This is a genomic window from Pseudarthrobacter sp. HLT1-7, assembly GCF_059383435.1.
The window spans coordinates 200,781-216,167 of the sequence record NZ_JBWZCH010000002.1 but is presented as its reverse complement, the minus strand read 5'-3'; the positions used below and the strand labels follow the sequence as shown (position 1 = coordinate 216,167).

Sequence of the window (15,387 nt, the reverse complement as noted above, 5' to 3'; positions counted from 1 at the left end):
CGAAGGCTAACTCATGGAAATGATGCTGGGATTTCTGTTGAGCTACACGGCCCTGGGCGTTGCCGTCCTGTTCGTTGTGGCGCCGCGCCGACCGGCCACCCTGCTGAACCGGCGGGCCGCCGCAATTCCCGGCCGGAGCACCTTGGCCGGGGGTGTGGGGGCCCGTGCCACTGCCGCCGTGGAATCCCTGTTGAAGCGGCGGAACTACACTGCTGCGGTGGCGGCATCGCTGGAACAGGCAGGCCTCAGCATGAAGGCCCCGGAATTTGTGGTGCTCGCACTGGCCGGCGCGGCCATCATCGGCGCTGTAGCGCTGGCCGTGCTAGGTCCGCTCCCGGCGTTGATCGTCCTGCTTCTCTCGCCGTTCGGTGCGCGCTTCATCCTGCGGTTCCTGGCCTCGCGCCGCCGTGCAAAATTCGCCGAACAGCTCGACGAGACCCTGCAGCTTCTCGCCGGCGGCCTGCGCGCCGGCCACAGCCTGCTGCGCGCCATTGATGCGGTGGCCGGGGAGGCCGAGGCCCCCACCACCGCTGAGTTTGCCCGGATCATCAACGAAACGAGGCTCGGCCGGGACCTGGGCGAGGCTCTGGACGACGCCGCCCTGCGCATGCGCTCGGAGGATTTTTCCTGGGTGGCCCAAGCCATCGCCATCCATCGGGAGGTCGGCGGCAACTTGGCTGACGTGCTGGACCAGGTGGGCCAGACCATCCGGGAGCGGAGCCAGATCCGCGGCCAGGTGAAGGCTCTCAGCGCCGAAGGGAAGATCTCGGCGCTGGTCCTGATGCTGCTGCCGGTGGCGATCACGGGAGCCTTGATGGTCATCAGCCCGGGGTACATGGATCCCATGGTGACCACCCCGTTGGGCCTGGCGATGGTCGGCGCCGCGGCAGTCCTCTTCAGTCTGGGCGGCCTCTGGCTGCGCAAAGTCGTTCAGTTCAAGTTCTAGCGAAGGCCTGAGAGGAGAAGTTTCTTTATGTCGGCGACGGCTGTTGTAGCTATCGGATTGATCATGGCGGCTATTGCCCTGGCATCGTGGGCCGTCGTCGGCACGCGTGTCGCCGGGAAGGATTCCATCGAGGCAAACCTGTCCCGGGGGCTTGTTCCCGCCAAGAAGCCCGTCAAAGCGAGGAACTCGGTACTGGAGTCTTTCGCCGGACGGTTCACCCCCCGGCGTCTGGTGGCAAACCTGGACCGGCAGCTCGCCCTGGCGGGCCGTCCTCCCGCGTGGCCGCTCAGGCGGCTCATGGCCGCCAAATTCGCCGCGGCCGTCATCGCCGTCGTCGTCGGGTTACTGCTGATCAGAGGTGATCCCAGCGCCAAGACACTGTGGCTCTCGATCGCCGTGTCCGTGGTTGGCTATTTCCTTCCCGATCTCCTGATCTACAGCAGGGGGGTTGAGCGCCAGGCCGCCATCGGGCTGGAGCTGCCGGACACGCTGGATCAGATGACCATCGCCGTAGAAGCCGGCCTGGGGTTCGACGCCGCCATGTCACGGACCGGCCAAAACGGAAAAGGGCCATTGGCCGCCGAGCTGGTCCGGACCCTGCAGGATATGCACATCGGGATGTCGCGTCGCGAGGCGTACCTGGCCCTCGCGGACCGGACCGGCGCGCCGGACCTCCGTCGCTTCGTCAACGCCATCTTGCAGGCGGACCGGTACGGAATCTCGATTTCCGCGGTACTCCGGACGCAGGCCAGCGAAATGCGTCGCAAGCGCAGGCAGCGGGCCGAGGAGCAAGCCATGAAGATCCCCGTCAAGGTCCTTTTCCCGCTCATGCTCTGTATCCTGCCCGTGCTCTTCATCGCACTGCTCGGCCCGGCCGCCATTAACGCCATCGAGACTTTCAGCGGAATGTAGAGGGAGCTTCCCCGGGGTGCCACAAGTTTTCCGCAGGAATGCCCGGAGTCTGCGGCGGCGTCCGCGGCAGGAAGTAGCCTAGGAGCATGTCTTTCCTAAGTGCCCCAGTCGACGGCGACGCGAACACTAACCTTTCTCCCGAGTCCTCCCCCGGCGGAGCCGGGCTGGTTGTTGGAGATGCGACCCTTGCCGCGGCGGCACCGCTCGTGGATCCGGCGGCCCTGCAGGAGCTGGGTGTCCAGCTGGACAGCGCTGCGGTGGCCAAGGGCTTCGCCCGTGACTACGCGAACATGTGGGACCAACGCTACGACTCGATTGCTTCGGCGGTCAACCGTTGCGATCAGGCTGCGGCCCTGGACGCCGTGCTGAGCCTCAAGACGTCCTCGACGATGGTGGGAGGCGTCCAGCTGGCCCAGCTCGCCGGCGAGCTTGAGGACGCCGTCCGGGATGGTCACATGGACCAGGCACACTCGATGCTGGATGACGTGGCGGAGCGCGGCAGCGAAACCGTGGACGAACTGCAGTTCGGCTACGTCCTCCGGGACAGCACCGCCCCGCATCCGCGCGACTAGGCCACAGGGGACGAGGCCATACGGGACGAGGCCAAACTAGATCCGTTCCGGCGCCAGCCGGTAGCCCACTCCGCGGACGGTCTGCAGCCAGCGCGGCCGCAGCGAGTCTTCGCGCAGTTTCCGCCGGAGGTTGCCGATGTGGACTTCCACGGCCCGTTCATCAGATTCGCTGATGTACGCGTCGGCGCTGTAGTACTCGCCGCGCACCACCCTCACCAGATCGGTTTTGGACCGGACGGCGCCTGCCCCCTTAAGTAGGGCGTGCAGGAGATCAAACTCGCTGCGCGTCAGGCTGGTGGCGTCGCCGTCGACCGTTACCGATCGGGTGTCCGGGTTCAGCGCCAGCCCGTTGTGGCGGAATACGGCATCGGCGACGGGCGGCGGATCCGCCGCTGCCTGCGGGGCCGCGTCAAGGGGCCGGCCGCCCGGCTTGTCCTGGCGGGGCCGCCGCATCATCGCCGCCACCCTGGCCCGCAGTTCACGCGGCCGGAAGGGCTTGGTCATGAAGTCGTCCGCCCCGGTATGAAGGGCGGTCAGGGTATCCAGTTCATCGGTCCGCGCCGTCAGCATCACCACATAGGCGTCGCTGAACTGCCGGATCCGGCGGAGAACTTCGAAGCCGTCGATGTCCGGCAAGCCCACATCGAGGGTCACGACGCTGGCCTCGCGGAGCCGGACCATGTCCACTCCGTCCTTTCCGCAGGCTGCGGAATGGACTTCAAATCCGGCCTGGCTCAGCACGGCGTGGATAAGGTTACGAACGTCTTCGTCGTCTTCAACAACGACGGCGGTTCCAAGGTCACTCATGGCCCCCCTCACATCTGGAATTGCTGCCTCTGCGGCGGATGCGCCGGAGCAGTCCCCGTGAACTGCCCGTTTGCGCTGCATCGGCCCTGTCAGAATACCCACGCCGAGGGCCTAAAATTGCATCCGCCGCAGCAACACGCACCAGAATGCCGATTCATGGTGTCAACTTTGTGACAAAAGGTGTAAAACTGGAGCAGGAGAAAGAGGTACACGCGCATTGAGTGAACAGCAACTGGTCCGGGCTCCGGACGGTTACTTCCGGGCAGTGCCGCCACGTTTCCAGGTGCTGCTGTATCAACTGCCGTTGACGCTGGTCATGGCCGCCGTGGCTATTTCGGCGCCAGCCTTCTGGCCCGGCCTGCTCGGCGACGCCCCGGGCCGCGCCGCCTTTGCCCTGCTGACGGGGCTGCTCCTGGCCTCCGTCCTTGTGCCCTGGCAGCGATTCGGGCCGAATGCTCCGCTCGCCATCCCGGTGCTGGACCTCGTAGCAATCGGCCTGGCCCGCGGCGGCGGCGTCGAAGGCCTCCCGGATCTGGGGGTGCTCGCCGTCCTTCCCGTGGTGTGGATCTCGTGCTCGCGCCTCCCGGCCCCCGTGAGCCTCGCGCTGAGTTTCTTCGGCCCACTGCTCGCCGGACTGCCATGGCTGCTCGAGCCAGGGTCCAGCCCCACGCCGGGCCGGATCGCCTCGGCTGTGCTGGTGCCCTTCATGATGCTGGGGGTGTCCCTGGCCGTGTGGCTGGTGGGTTCGCGATTGCGGCGCGAGCAACGAGGGAATGCGGCCAAGGAAGCCCAGCTGCACTCCCTGCTCGCGGACGGCACCGGACGCGAGCGCCTGCTGAGCCAGATCCTCGATACCGTCGACGTCGGAATCGTCGCCCTCGATACCGACGGCAGGCGGCTGCTCACCAACAGCTGGCAGTCGCAGCTGGAGGCCTCGGCGGCGCCCTGCGCCGCGTCGTCTCCGGTACAGGAAGCGGAGCTGATCCTGACGAGCCACGGCCAGGCTACACCGCTCCCCCTCGGCCGTCGTCCCATCCAGCGGGCCGCTGCCGGTGAGACGTTTGCGGACTACCTTGTGTGTTTCGGCGACACCCCCGGCGGAAGAGTGGTGTCCGCCGGGGGCCGCCCCTTCACCGACGCCGACGGCGGATCCGGCGGCTCCGTGGTGCAGTTCAACGAGGTGACGGGATTCGTCGAGTCGCTGGCCGCCAAGGATGAGGTGGTGTCCAACTTCTCGCACGAGTTGCGCACCCCCCTGACCTCGATTATCGGAAACCTGGACCTCGTCCTCGGCGACGCAGACGGCCTTCCGGATCCTGCTGTGCGCCGCATCGAGATCGCCCAACGCAACGCGGAACGGTTGCTGGCCCTCGTCTCTGACCTGCTGATGCCGGGCCGCCCGGCGGTATCGGTGAACCCGCGCCGCAGCGATCTGGCCGCGTTGGTGGACGCAGCGCTGAGCTCGGCCCAGGCGCGTGCCAGCTCAATGCGGGTGGTGCTCTCAGCCGACGTCTCCGCGCCGCTGTGGGCAGAGGCCGACCCCCTGCGAATCGGCCAGGTACTTGATAACCTCGTCTCCAACGCCATCAAGTATTCCCCGGATGGCGGCGTCGTCCGGGTCTATGCCAGTACCGGGGACGGCTGGGTGCGGCTTCATGTTGAGGACACCGGCATGGGAATGACCGCGGCCGATGCCTCGCAGGCTTTCACCCGGTTTTTCCGGAGCCCGGCTGTCCGCGCCCATTCCATTCCGGGCGCGGGGCTGGGCCTGTCCATCACGAAGGCCATCGTCGAGGAACATGGCGGAACGATCACCTGCAACAGCCGGCCGGGGCACGGCAGCACGTTCACCGTTGCGCTCCCCGCCGACCGCACACCCGCGGCGACCTAGCTGGCGGCGGCGCCTCACGAATGTGTGACCCCGCGCCTCGGTGGGGCAGCCGCTACCGGCGCCTCGCCCGGGTCAGTTCAGCCCTGGCGAGCAGGCCGCTGGTAGAGGGGTAGTCCACCTTCTCCAGCACCAGCGGATGCGGGGCAGCCAACACGGACTTGGCGTCCCGCTGGCGGGCGAGCAGCCGGTCCAACATCCAGCCCGGGGATTCCACCCCCGCTCCCACAAACAGCGCCGAACCCACGAGGGAGCGCACCATGTTATGACAGAACGCGTCGGCCTGGACGGTGGCCACGATCACCCCGTCGGATCCGCGGGCAAACTCGAAGCGCTGCAGTTCCCGGATCGTCGTGGCGCCCTCGCGGGGCTTGCAGTAGGACCTGAAGTCCTGCAAACCGAGCAGCTGGGAGGCGCCTTCGTTGAGCAGCCCGACGTCGAGCGGTTCCTCGTGCCAGAGGGTCGAGGTTCGGCCCAACGGGTCCCAGAGCTCCGGGCCATCGGCAATCCGGTAGCTGTAGCGGCGCCAGAGCGCTGAAAAACGGGCGTCAAAGCCTGCAGGTGCGATGGAGACCTTGTGGACCTCGATCGCCCCGGTGAGGTCCCCCAGCCCATGGCTGAGAGCACCACGGAGGCGCCGAAGCAGGGCAACCGCAGGATCCAGCTCCACACCGCGGTTCAGGCCCGTCCACTCGGCACCGCTGAGGTCAAGGTGGACCACCTGGCCGCGGGCGTGCACCCCCGCGTCGGTGCGGCCGGCGACGGTGACCCGGACCGGGCGGCGGATCAGCATCCCGAGGGCCTCTTCCAGCGTGCCCTGAACGGTGCGCCGGCCCGGCTGCACGGCCCAGCCGCTGAACGGCCCGCCGTCGTACGCGAGATCCAGCCGGATGCGCAAAAACCCGCCGCCCCCTCTCAAGGGGACGGCGGGTTTCTGGTGGTTCATAGACTTGAGTCTAGGCGAAGAATTCAGTGAATTACTTCGCGTCCTTCTCAGACTTCTCGGCTGCTTCCTCAGCGGCCGGAGCCTCTTCGGTAGCTGAAGCTTCGGTCTCAACGACCTCAGCCTCGGGGGCCTCTTCGGTCTCAACAACTTCGGTCTCAACAACTTCAGTTGCAGCAACCGGAGCGGTCTTGGCGGCATCCTTCTTGTCAGCGTCGCGCTTGGCGGCGGAGGAAGCCTCGGCCACCACTGCCTGCTTGGCGGAAACCGGCTCGAGAACCAGTTCGATGACAGCCATGGGAGCGTTGTCGCCCTTCCGGTTGCCGATCTTGGTGATGCGGGTGTAGCCGCCGTTGCGGTTCTCCACTGCCTGTGCAATGTCGGTGAACAGCTCGTGGACGATGCCCTTGTTGCTGATCAGACCGAGTACACGACGGCGGGAAGCCAGGTCGCCACGCTTGGCGAAAGTCACCAGGCGCTCGGCGTACGGCTTCAGGCGCTTGGCCTTGGTGACCGTGGTGGTGATCCGCTTGTGCTCGAAAAGAGCGGCGGACAGGTTCGCGAGCATCAGACGCTCGTGAGCTGCTCCGCCTCCGAGGCGCGGACCCTTAGCGGGGGTAGGCATAATAGTTTCTCCTCATATGGAAGCCAGTGGACTGGTCACGCACCATGGTGCAGTCAGCCCGCCGGCCAAGATCTGTTTGTTAGAGTTCGTCGTCGCTGAACGCGGCGTCGTCCTCTTCAATTGCTGCGGCGCGGGCTGCGAGGTCAAAACCGGGAGGCGAGTCCTTGAGGGACAGGCCCAGTTCAACCAGCTTTGCCTTGACCTCGTCAATGGACTTCGCACCGAAGTTACGGATGTCCATGAGGTCAGCCTCGGAGCGGGCCACGAGTTCACCCACGGTGTGGATGCCCTCACGCTTGAGGCAGTTGTAGGAACGGACGGTAAGATCCAGATCCTCGATCGGCAGGGCCATATCAGCTGCCAGGGCAGCATCCGTCGGCGACGGGCCAATCTCGATACCTTCGGCTGCGGTGTTCAGCTCGCGGGCCAGACCGAACAGTTCCACCAGGGTGGTACCTGCCGAAGCGACGGCATCGCGCGGGGCGATGGCCTGCTTGGTCTCGACGTCGACAATGAGCTTGTCGAAGTCAGTGCGCTGCTCAACACGGGTAGCTTCCACGCGGAAGGTAACCTTCAGGACCGGCGAGTAGATCGAGTCGACCGGGATGCGGCCGATCTCGGAATCGCCGGACTTGTTCTGAGCTGCCGAAACGTAGCCGCGGCCGCGCTCGATGGTCAGTTCGAGTTCGAACTTGCCCTTCGAGTTCAGCGTGGCAATGTGCAGATCCGGGTTGTGGAATTCGACGCCGGCCGGCGGCGCGATGTCCGCGGCGGTGACGACTCCCGGGCCCTGCTTGCGCAGGTAGGCAACAACCGGCTCATCGTGCTCGGAGGAAACCGACAGGCTCTTGATGTTCAGGATGATCTCAGTGACATCTTCCTTGACACCCGGAACCGTGGTGAACTCGTGCAGCACGCCATCGATCCGGATGCTGGTGACAGCAGCGCCGGGGATGGAGGAGAGCAGGGTACGGCGGAGGGAGTTTCCGAGTGTGTAACCGAAACCCGGTTCCAGCGGTTCAATGATGAAACGGGAACGGTTTTCGGAGACGACCTCTTCGGAGAGGGTGGGGCGCTGTGCAATGAGCACTTAGGTTTCCTTTCGGCGAGCATCCGCTATATGACGCAACACAGGTGGTGGAAAGATCGGTCTGAAGACTTAACGCGGCTGGGCCTGCCCGGACCGTTGCGGGTCCGGGCAAGCTCCTGAGCGCTGGAAAGCCTTAGACGCGACGGCGCTTCGGCGGCCGGCAGCCGTTGTGGGCGCTGGGGGTGACGTCCTGGATGGAGCCAACCTCGAGGCCGGCAGCCTGCAGTGAACGGATTGCCGTTTCGCGTCCGGAACCCGGTCCCTTAACGAATACGTCAACCTTGCGCATACCGTGCTCCTGTGCACGCTTTGCGGCGGCTTCGGCAGCCATCTGGGCAGCGAACGGGGTGGACTTACGCGAGCCCTTGAAGCCAACCTCACCGGACGAAGCCCAGGAGATGACAGCACCGTTCGGATCCGTGATGGAAACGATGGTGTTGTTAAAGGTGCTCTTGATGTGCGCCTGGCCCAGCGCGATATTCTTCTTGTCCTTCTTACGCGGCTTGCGAACCGCGCCACGAGTCTTCGGGGGCATTTTTTCTCCTACAGAAAGTTATCGGGGAAGACGAACGCTTGTTCCTTCATTCACCGGGTTCCTCGAAATTACGCCAGCAATTTCAAGGGGAAAATGGGGTTTAGCGGGTCTTCTTCTTGCCTGCGACGGTGCGCTTCGGACCCTTGCGGGTACGCGCGTTCGTCTTCGTACGCTGTCCGCGCACTGGCAGGCCCTTGCGATGGCGAATACCTTCGTAGCTGCCGATTTCAACCTTGCGGCGGATATCTGCTGCTACTTCGCGGCGAAGGTCACCCTCAACCTTGTAGTTGCCTTCAATGTAATCACGCAGCTGGACCAGCTCGGCGTCGGACAGGTCCTTGACCCGAACGTCCGCGCTGATGCCGGTGGCAGCCAGGGTTTCGTGTGCACGGGTCTTGCCCACGCCGTAGATGTAAGTAAGCGCAATTTCCAACCGCTTTTCGCGGGGAATGTCTACGCCAGCGAGACGAGCCATAGAGGCAGTGCTCCTTGAATAAACCGGAGGTCGTAGGCAGTACACCCGCACGGTTGGTGCGGCCCCAGCCTCCGACCGGGGGTTAGCTGTACGGGCCCATATGTCCCAGATCAGCTTGTGCTGCCTTTATTTACTTGCGTGGGTTAGCAACCCAGGGTTTTCCCGAAAGGGAAATTAGCCCTGGCGCTGCTTGTGGCGCGGGTTCTCGCAGATCACCATGACCCGGCCATTACGGCGGATCACTTTGCACTTTTCGCAGATCTGCTTGACGCTCGGCTTGACCTTCATGGCGTTCCTTTGCGTGTTGCAGTTGGTCGACTGGACCGGCCTTCGGCTATTGCTCTGGCCACCCAGTGTTTACTTGTAGCGGTAGACGATACGACCACGTGTCAGGTCGTACGGGCTCAGCTCCACCACTACCCGGTCCTCAGGGAGAATCCTGATGTAGTGCTGGCGCATCTTTCCAGAGATGTGTGCCAGAACGACGTGCTTGTTGGTGAGCTCAACGCGAAACATCGCGTTGGGCAGCGCCTCAGTCACAACGCCCTCGATCTCAATGACCCCGTCCTTCTTGGCCATACCCTCCGCTAACTGTTGTTTGCCACAGCCTGCCGGCTTTGCACCGGAAATGACTGCGGACGTTTTTGATTGATTGGCTGATGCCTCCCGGCCACAAAAGGGCACAACAGGGCAGACAACCAACAGGCAACGTTACGCCATTGCGGGCCGAATGTTAAATCCGGCCATGTTAGCGCACTCGGGCGCCGTATGCCGCAATTTCACCGGCAGGAGTGCTCACAGCCTCCGCGCGGGCGATCCCATCGAGGATGGCCAGGCGGACGACGTCGGCTGCCGCACTCTGCAGGGTGATGTGACTCACCTGCCTGGCGGCCTCGCTGCTGCGGTCCAGTGCCACAATTCCCGTGGCCAGGCAGAACACCGTGTCCCCGTCCGCGAGGGTGTGGCTCGGGTTCAGCGCCCGGGCCAGCCCTGCGTGCGCGGCCGACGCTGTGCGCTTGCACTCCGCCTTGTCCAGGACCGCGTTCGTGGCGACGACGACGAGTGTGGTGTTGAGGGGCGGGGGGCCCGTTTCGCCACGGGCTGGCGCGCCGATGCCGCCGTTCCCGGCCTCCGCCGCAGCGGCCGAAACCCTCGGCGTGCTCGCTCGTCCCTCGCTTAGACGCACGCTGCCGGGTTCCGTCCGCTCCGGCGATGTGCCCCATGGCAGTCCCAGCGCGTTCACCACAGCGATCGCGCCGACCACCACAGGGCCCTCGCTGGAGATGTTGTCTAAAGTCATGGAGGCTGTACCTACTCCGCCTTTGTATGTGCCCCGGCCGATTGTTGCTCCGGTGCCGGCGCCTATGTTGCCGCGTTCGACGTCGTGCCCGTTCTGCCTGGCCGCGGCGGCCGCGGCGGCCGCGTGGCCCATGGCCTCGTCCGGGCGTGCGGTGAAGTCCCCGCCCCGTCCGAGGTCAAAGATGGCCGCGGCCGGGACAATGGGGACGACGCCCCCGGTAACGGCGAAGCCGCGGCCGTTTTCCTCGCACCAGCGCTGGGCACCGTGCGCGGCCACCAGGCCGTAGGCGCTGCCCCCGGTGAGGACTACGGCGTCGACGGTGCAAGTCAGCGTGGTGGGGTCGAGGGCATCAGTCTCGTGCGTTCCGGGGCCACCGCCGCGCACATCAACGGACCCGACAGTCCCGGCAGGGGGAAGCACCACGGTAACCCCGCTGAGCCAGCCGTCAGCCGTTTTCGTCGAGTGGCCCACCCGTATTCCCGGCACGTCCGTAATCGCAGTCATGGCAGTCATGGCAGTCAAAGCAGTCATGGCTCCATTGTGCGCGCCGGGACCGCAACTGGCGGCGGATCGGCGCCGCCCGGCGTTTTTCGCATCGCTGGCCCCAGCCCGGGGGCACCTAAGCAACCGTCGTCCCCCTGACCAAGGGCTAGTGTTCCCCGAGCGACGCACAAAAACGCTGGCGACGCAGAAAATCCCTGGCGATGCTGGTTTTCCCGCGTCGCCAGGGGATTTCCGCGTCGCCAGGGGATTTCCGCGTCGCCAGGGGATTTCCGCGTCGCCAGGGGATTTCCGTGTCGCCAGGGATTTCCGCGTCGCCAGGGGATTTCCGTGTCGCCAGGGATTTCCCGTGTCGCGGGCGACTTTGTGTATCGCCGGGTGCGCAGCCGTCAGGGAATCGGAACGGGCACGACGCCGAGCGGCGCCAGCTTCGCGGCACCGCCGTCGGGCGACGAAAGCACCCAGATTCCCTTCTCATGGACCGCCACAGCGTGCTCCCACTGGCAGGACCGCCTGCCGTCCGTCGTCACCACCGTCCAGTCGTCCGCGAGCACGGCGGTGTCAATGCTGCCGCGGACCAGCATGGGCTCGATGGCCAGGCAGAGCCCCGGCCGGATCTTGGTCCCGCGGTGGCCCGTGCGGTAGTTCGGGACGTCCGGGGACATGTGCATCTCGGAGCCGATCCCGTGGCCCACATAGTCTTCCAGGATGCCCAGCGGCTTGCCCTGGACGGAGGACACGTAGTCGTCCACGGCGTTGCCGATGTCCCCCACGAACTTGCCCGTGGCCAGTGCCGCGATGCCGTGCCACATTGCGGTCTCGGTGACATCGGAGAGCCGCTGATCCTCGGGATCGGCGGTGCCCACGATGACGGTCCGGGCCGAGTCGGAGTGCCAGCCGGCCAGGATCGCCCCGCCGTCGATCGAGAGGATGTCTCCGTCCTGCAGGACGCGGTCGCCCGGGATACCGTGGACCACTTCCTCATTGACCGAGGTGCAGATGGTGGCCGGGAAGCCGTGGTAGCCCAGGAAATTGGAGGTGGCGCCGGCGTCCTTGAGCACGGCCGCAAACACAGCGTCGAGGTCCCGGGTGGTCCTCCCCGGGGCCGCTGCCGCGACGGCGGCATCGAGGGCGCGGCTGAGGACCAGACCGGCTTCGTGCATGGTGCGCATCTGGGCGTTGGTCTTGTATTCGATGCGGGGCTGGCCGAAGGCCATCTGCAGCTTCCTTTCGGTGGAGCCGCGCTTGCCTCCAGGGCTGCGCGGCCAAATGGCTGAGGCCCCTCCCAGTGGTCCGGGAGGGGCCTCGAAGATGGTGGGCGGTCAGGCCGACTGGGCCGCTCCGATGGCCTGCATAACGCGGTCGGTGACCTCGTCCATGCCGCCGATACCGTCGACCTGGGTCAGGATGCCGCGGTCGGCGTACTTGGCGACCACCGCTTCCGTCTGGCTGCGGTACAGGTCGAGGCGGTGCCGGATGACGGCTTCGTTGTCATCCGTGCGGCCGGTTTCCTTCGCACGGCCCAGCAGGCGGGTGACGAGCTCCTCGTCATCGGCCGTGAGCTGCAGGACGACGTCGAGCTTCTGGTTGCCGTCGGCCAGGATGTCGTCGAGGTAGTCAACCTGCGCGGTGGTGCGCGGGTACCCGTCCAGGAGGAAGCCGTTCTCGACGTCGGCCTCCTTGAGGCGGTCACGGACCATCTTGTTGGTCACGGTGTCCGGGACAAAGTCGCCGGCGTCCATGTACTTCTTGGCTTCGACGCCCAGCGGCGTCTCACCTTTGACGTTGGCCCGGAAGATGTCTCCGGTGGAGATCGCAACGACGCCGAGGCGCTCCGAAATGCGTTCCGCCTGTGTTCCCTTGCCGGACCCGGGAGGTCCGATAATCAACATTCTCGTCATCGCAAAAGCCCTTCGTAGTGACGCTGCTGCAGCTGCGCGTCAATCTGCTTGACGGTCTCCAAACCCACGCCCACCATGATCAGGATCGAGGTGCCGCCGAACGGGAAGTTCTGGTTGGCGTTGATCAGGACCAGGGCAACGAGCGGAATCAGTGCCACAAAGCCCAGGTAAATGGCACCGGGCAGGGTGATCCTGGACAGGACATACTGCAGGTAGTCCGCCGTCGGCTTGCCGGCACGGATTCCCGGAATGAAGCCGCCGTACTTCTTCATGTTCTCAGATACTTCTTCAGGGTTGAAAGTGATCGCAACATAGAAGTACGTGAAGAACACAATCATGGCGAAGTAGAGGGCCATGTAGATCGGGTGGTCACCCGTGGTGAGGTTGTTGTTGATCCACTCAACCCAGGGCGCGACCGGTTCGCCGGGCTTCGGCTGGTTGAACTGCGAGATCAGGCCCGGCAGGTACAACATCGAGGAGGCGAAGATGACGGGCACGACGCCGGCCATGTTCACCTTGATCGGGATATACGTGCTGGTGCCGCCCACGGTGCGGCGGCCGATCATGCGTTTGGCGTACTGCACCGGGATCCGGCGCTGGGACTGCTCCACGAAGACCACCGCGGCCACCGTCAACAGGCCGATGGCAAGCACCATAAAGAAGGTTCCGGGGCCCTGCGAGCTCCAGATCGCGCCAAGCGAGCCTGGGAAGCTGGCGGCGATGGAGGTGAAGATGAGGAGCGACATTCCGTTGCCGACACCCTTTTCGGTTACGAGCTCCCCCATCCACATGATGAGGCCGGTGCCGGCGGTCAGCGTGATGATGATGAGGATCGTGGTGACGATGCTTGTGTCCGGGATGATGGGCAGCTGGCAGTTCGGCAGCAGCTGGCCGGAACGGGCCAGGGACACCAGGGTGGTGGCATTGAGCAGACCCAGGGCTATGGTCAGATAGCGCGTGTACTGCGTCAGCTTTGACTGGCCGGAGGCGCCTTCCTCATAGAGCGTCTGGAACCGGGGAATGACCACCCGGAGCAACTGCACGATGATGCTGGCCGTGATGTACGGCATGATCCCGAGCGCGAAGACCGAGACCTGCAGCAATGCACCGCCGCTGAACAGGTTGACGAGCTGGTAGATACCGCCCGAGGTCGAACCGCTCTGCAAGCATTGCTGGACATTCTGGTAGTTCACACCAGGCGAGGGAATGAAGGCACCCAAGCGGAAGATTGTGATGATTCCCAGCGTGAACAACAACTTGCGTCGCAGATCAGGCGTGCGAAAGGCCCGGCCAAATGCGCTAAGCAAGCGTCCTCCTGATGAATAAGTAAAGTCGTGTGAGACAGGTCAAATAAACCCAACAACCGAGTCTAACGGGTAGATGCGTCCTGCGGACAATCGGCCAGGCCGGAATTAAGAAAACTCCCGGCACCGGAGGCCTGAGCCCCTGGTACCGGGAGTTTCAAACAACGGGCAACTGCCCCGCCGCCTCGTTAGAGGGCGGTGGTGCTTCCGCCTGCTGCGGCAATCTTTTCTGCGGCACTGGCCGAGAATGCGTGGACGGTGACATCAACCTTGACGGTGATATCGCCGGTGCCAAGCACCTTGACGGGCTGGTTCTTGCGAACGGCACCCTTTTCTACCAGGTTCTCCACAGTAACTGAGCCACCTTCCGGGAACAGCTCGTTGAGCTTGTCCAGGTTTACCACCTGGTACTCAACCCGGAACGGGTTCTTGAACCCGCGCAGCTTCGGCAGGCGCATGTGCAGCGGCAGCTGGCCACCGGCAAAGCCAGCCTTGATCTGGTAACGGGCCTTCGTACCCTTGGTACCACGGCCGGCGGTCTTACCCTTGGAACCTTCACCTCGACCCACACGGGTCTTAGCGGTCTTGGCACCCGGGGCGGGACGCAGGTGGTGAACCTTCAGTGCGTTCTGCTTCTCAGCAGCGGCGCCCTGTGCCTTCTCGGCGGTCTTGTTCTCTGCCATTACTTCGCCTCCTCTACCTTTACCAGGTGCGGAACCGTGTTGACCATTCCGACGGTGACGGCGTCGGCGGTGCGGACAACGGTGTGTCCGATCCGCTTCAGGCCGAGGGACCGCAGGGTGTCGCGCTGGTTCTGCTTGCCGCCAATGGCGGACTTGATCTGAGTGATCTCCAACGAAGCGTCGGAGACAAGCACGTTCTTAGCCATGACTCAGACACCTGCCTTCTGGTTGAGCAGTGCACGCACCATGGCCGGCGGAGCGATCTCGTCGAGCGGCAGGCCGCGGCGTGCTGCCACTGCTGCCGGCTCTTCGAGGCGCTTCAGCGCGTCAACGGTCGCGTGAACGATGTTGATGGCGTTGGAAGATCCGAGCGATTTGGAGAGGATGTCGTGGATGCCCACGCACTCCAGTACTGCACGGACCGGACCGCCGGCGATAACACCGGTACCGGCGGAAGCCGGACGCAGCATAACAACGCCTGCAGCGGCCTCACCCTGAACGCGGTGCGGGATGGTGCTGCCGATGCGGGGAACGCGGAAGAAGGACTTCTTGGCTTCTTCGACGCCTTTCGCGATGGCGGCGGGAACTTCCTTGGCCTTGCCGTAGCCGACGCCGACCATTCCGTTGCCGTCACCGACGACGACGAGGGCGGTGAAGCTGAAGCGACGACCACCCTTGACGACCTTGGAAACACGGTTGATGGTGACGACGCGCTCTACGAACTGGCTCTTTTCGGCTTCGCGGCCACCATCGCGGCCACCACGGCCACCGCGGTCGCCACGGCCCTGGCCCTGGCCCTGGCCACCACGCTCGCCACGACGAGCGCCACCACGGCGGTCATCAGCGGCAGCGGGCGCAGCGGTCTCAGTTGCCGGAGCGGCTACAGCTTCAGTCACCTGTTTGTC

The 15,387-nt window shown here is 64.8% G+C and carries 19 protein-coding genes; 4 read left to right on the top strand and 15 right to left on the bottom strand.

The window, feature by feature from the left end; translation table 11 throughout:
- Positions 1-13 precede the first annotated feature (13 nt).
- From AC50X6_RS03200 to AC50X6_RS03190, 3 genes are all read left to right on the top strand, one after another.
- The gene (locus AC50X6_RS03200) at positions 14-946 is read left to right on the top strand and encodes a type II secretion system F family protein (protein WP_494964842.1); all 933 of its coding nucleotides are present in this window, start codon (positions 14-16) and stop codon (positions 944-946) included.
- A gap of 63 nt (positions 947-1,009) precedes the next feature.
- Positions 1,010-1,858 (top strand): type II secretion system F family protein, encoded by an 849-nt coding sequence (locus AC50X6_RS03195; RefSeq protein WP_494964841.1) that lies wholly within the window; start codon positions 1,010-1,012, stop codon positions 1,856-1,858.
- An 86-nt stretch (positions 1,859-1,944) separates the two neighbouring features.
- Positions 1,945-2,430 (top strand): Hpt domain-containing protein, encoded by a 486-nt coding sequence (locus AC50X6_RS03190; RefSeq protein WP_494964840.1) that lies wholly within the window; start codon positions 1,945-1,947, stop codon positions 2,428-2,430.
- 36 nt (positions 2,431-2,466) lie between these two features.
- Here AC50X6_RS03190 and AC50X6_RS03185 read toward each other — a convergent pair whose 3' ends face one another.
- Entirely contained in the window at positions 2,467-3,237 is a 771-nt protein-coding gene (locus AC50X6_RS03185) for a response regulator transcription factor (protein ID WP_494964839.1), read from the bottom strand.
- Between the two features lie 217 nt (positions 3,238-3,454).
- Between AC50X6_RS03185 and AC50X6_RS03180 the strand changes: the two genes are divergently transcribed.
- Positions 3,455-5,128 (top strand): sensor histidine kinase, encoded by a 1,674-nt coding sequence (locus AC50X6_RS03180; protein WP_494964838.1) that lies wholly within the window; start codon positions 3,455-3,457, stop codon positions 5,126-5,128.
- A 52-nt stretch (positions 5,129-5,180) separates the two neighbouring features.
- On the opposite strand, the gene AC50X6_RS03175 is transcribed toward AC50X6_RS03180, so the two are convergent.
- The 14 genes from AC50X6_RS03175 to rpsE form a co-directional block, all read right to left on the bottom strand.
- Positions 5,181-6,071, bottom strand: a complete 891-nt coding sequence (locus tag AC50X6_RS03175) for a tRNA pseudouridine synthase A (protein ID WP_494964837.1) — start codon at positions 6,069-6,071, stop codon at positions 5,181-5,183.
- Positions 6,072-6,102: 31 nt separating this feature from the next.
- On the bottom strand, positions 6,103-6,693 hold the full coding sequence (rplQ, locus tag AC50X6_RS03170) for a 50S ribosomal protein L17 (RefSeq protein WP_494964836.1): 591 nt from the start codon (positions 6,691-6,693) through the stop codon (positions 6,103-6,105).
- Positions 6,694-6,772: 79 nt separating this feature from the next.
- Positions 6,773-7,783: a DNA-directed RNA polymerase subunit alpha gene (locus tag AC50X6_RS03165; protein ID WP_136321891.1), complete on the bottom strand. Its 1,011-nt coding sequence runs from the start codon at positions 7,781-7,783 to the stop codon at positions 6,773-6,775.
- A gap of 133 nt (positions 7,784-7,916) precedes the next feature.
- On the bottom strand, positions 7,917-8,318 hold the full coding sequence (gene rpsK / locus AC50X6_RS03160) for a 30S ribosomal protein S11 (protein WP_018773682.1): 402 nt from the start codon (positions 8,316-8,318) through the stop codon (positions 7,917-7,919).
- A 100-nt stretch (positions 8,319-8,418) separates the two neighbouring features.
- Positions 8,419-8,793: a 30S ribosomal protein S13 gene (gene rpsM / locus AC50X6_RS03155; RefSeq protein ID WP_024366110.1), complete on the bottom strand. Its 375-nt coding sequence runs from the start codon at positions 8,791-8,793 to the stop codon at positions 8,419-8,421.
- A 174-nt stretch (positions 8,794-8,967) separates the two neighbouring features.
- Positions 8,968-9,081: a 50S ribosomal protein L36 gene (gene rpmJ, locus AC50X6_RS03150; protein WP_009358722.1), complete on the bottom strand. Its 114-nt coding sequence runs from the start codon at positions 9,079-9,081 to the stop codon at positions 8,968-8,970.
- Between the two features lie 69 nt (positions 9,082-9,150).
- Positions 9,151-9,372 carry a translation initiation factor IF-1 gene (gene infA, locus AC50X6_RS03145; RefSeq protein ID WP_011775571.1) on the bottom strand — a complete coding sequence of 74 codons (222 nt, stop codon included), beginning with the start codon at positions 9,370-9,372 and terminating at the stop codon, positions 9,151-9,153.
- A 169-nt stretch (positions 9,373-9,541) separates the two neighbouring features.
- Positions 9,542-10,597 (bottom strand): P1 family peptidase, encoded by a 1,056-nt coding sequence (locus tag AC50X6_RS03140; RefSeq protein ID WP_494964925.1) that lies wholly within the window; start codon positions 10,595-10,597, stop codon positions 9,542-9,544.
- Between the two features lie 386 nt (positions 10,598-10,983).
- Positions 10,984-11,811: a type I methionyl aminopeptidase gene (map, locus tag AC50X6_RS03135; RefSeq protein ID WP_494964835.1), complete on the bottom strand. Its 828-nt coding sequence runs from the start codon at positions 11,809-11,811 to the stop codon at positions 10,984-10,986.
- Between the two features lie 105 nt (positions 11,812-11,916).
- Positions 11,917-12,486: an adenylate kinase gene (locus AC50X6_RS03130; protein WP_494964924.1), complete on the bottom strand. Its 570-nt coding sequence runs from the start codon at positions 12,484-12,486 to the stop codon at positions 11,917-11,919.
- Between the two features lie 5 nt (positions 12,487-12,491).
- A complete protein-coding gene (secY, locus tag AC50X6_RS03125) occupies positions 12,492-13,802 on the bottom strand; it encodes a preprotein translocase subunit SecY (RefSeq protein ID WP_326966712.1) in 1,311 nt (436 codons plus the stop codon).
- 185 nt (positions 13,803-13,987) lie between these two features.
- Positions 13,988-14,482, bottom strand: coding sequence for a 50S ribosomal protein L15 (gene rplO / locus AC50X6_RS03120; protein WP_326966711.1), 495 nt, complete (start codon positions 14,480-14,482; stop codon positions 13,988-13,990).
- Positions 14,482-14,688, bottom strand: a complete 207-nt coding sequence (gene rpmD / locus AC50X6_RS03115; RefSeq protein ID WP_326966710.1) for a 50S ribosomal protein L30 — start codon at positions 14,686-14,688, stop codon at positions 14,482-14,484. Before rpmD ends, rplO begins: the two co-directional genes overlap by 1 nt.
- A gap of 3 nt (positions 14,689-14,691) precedes the next feature.
- Positions 14,692-15,378, bottom strand: a complete 687-nt coding sequence (gene rpsE, locus AC50X6_RS03110) for a 30S ribosomal protein S5 (RefSeq protein WP_326966709.1) — start codon at positions 15,376-15,378, stop codon at positions 14,692-14,694.
- Positions 15,379-15,387: the final 9 nt, after the last annotated feature.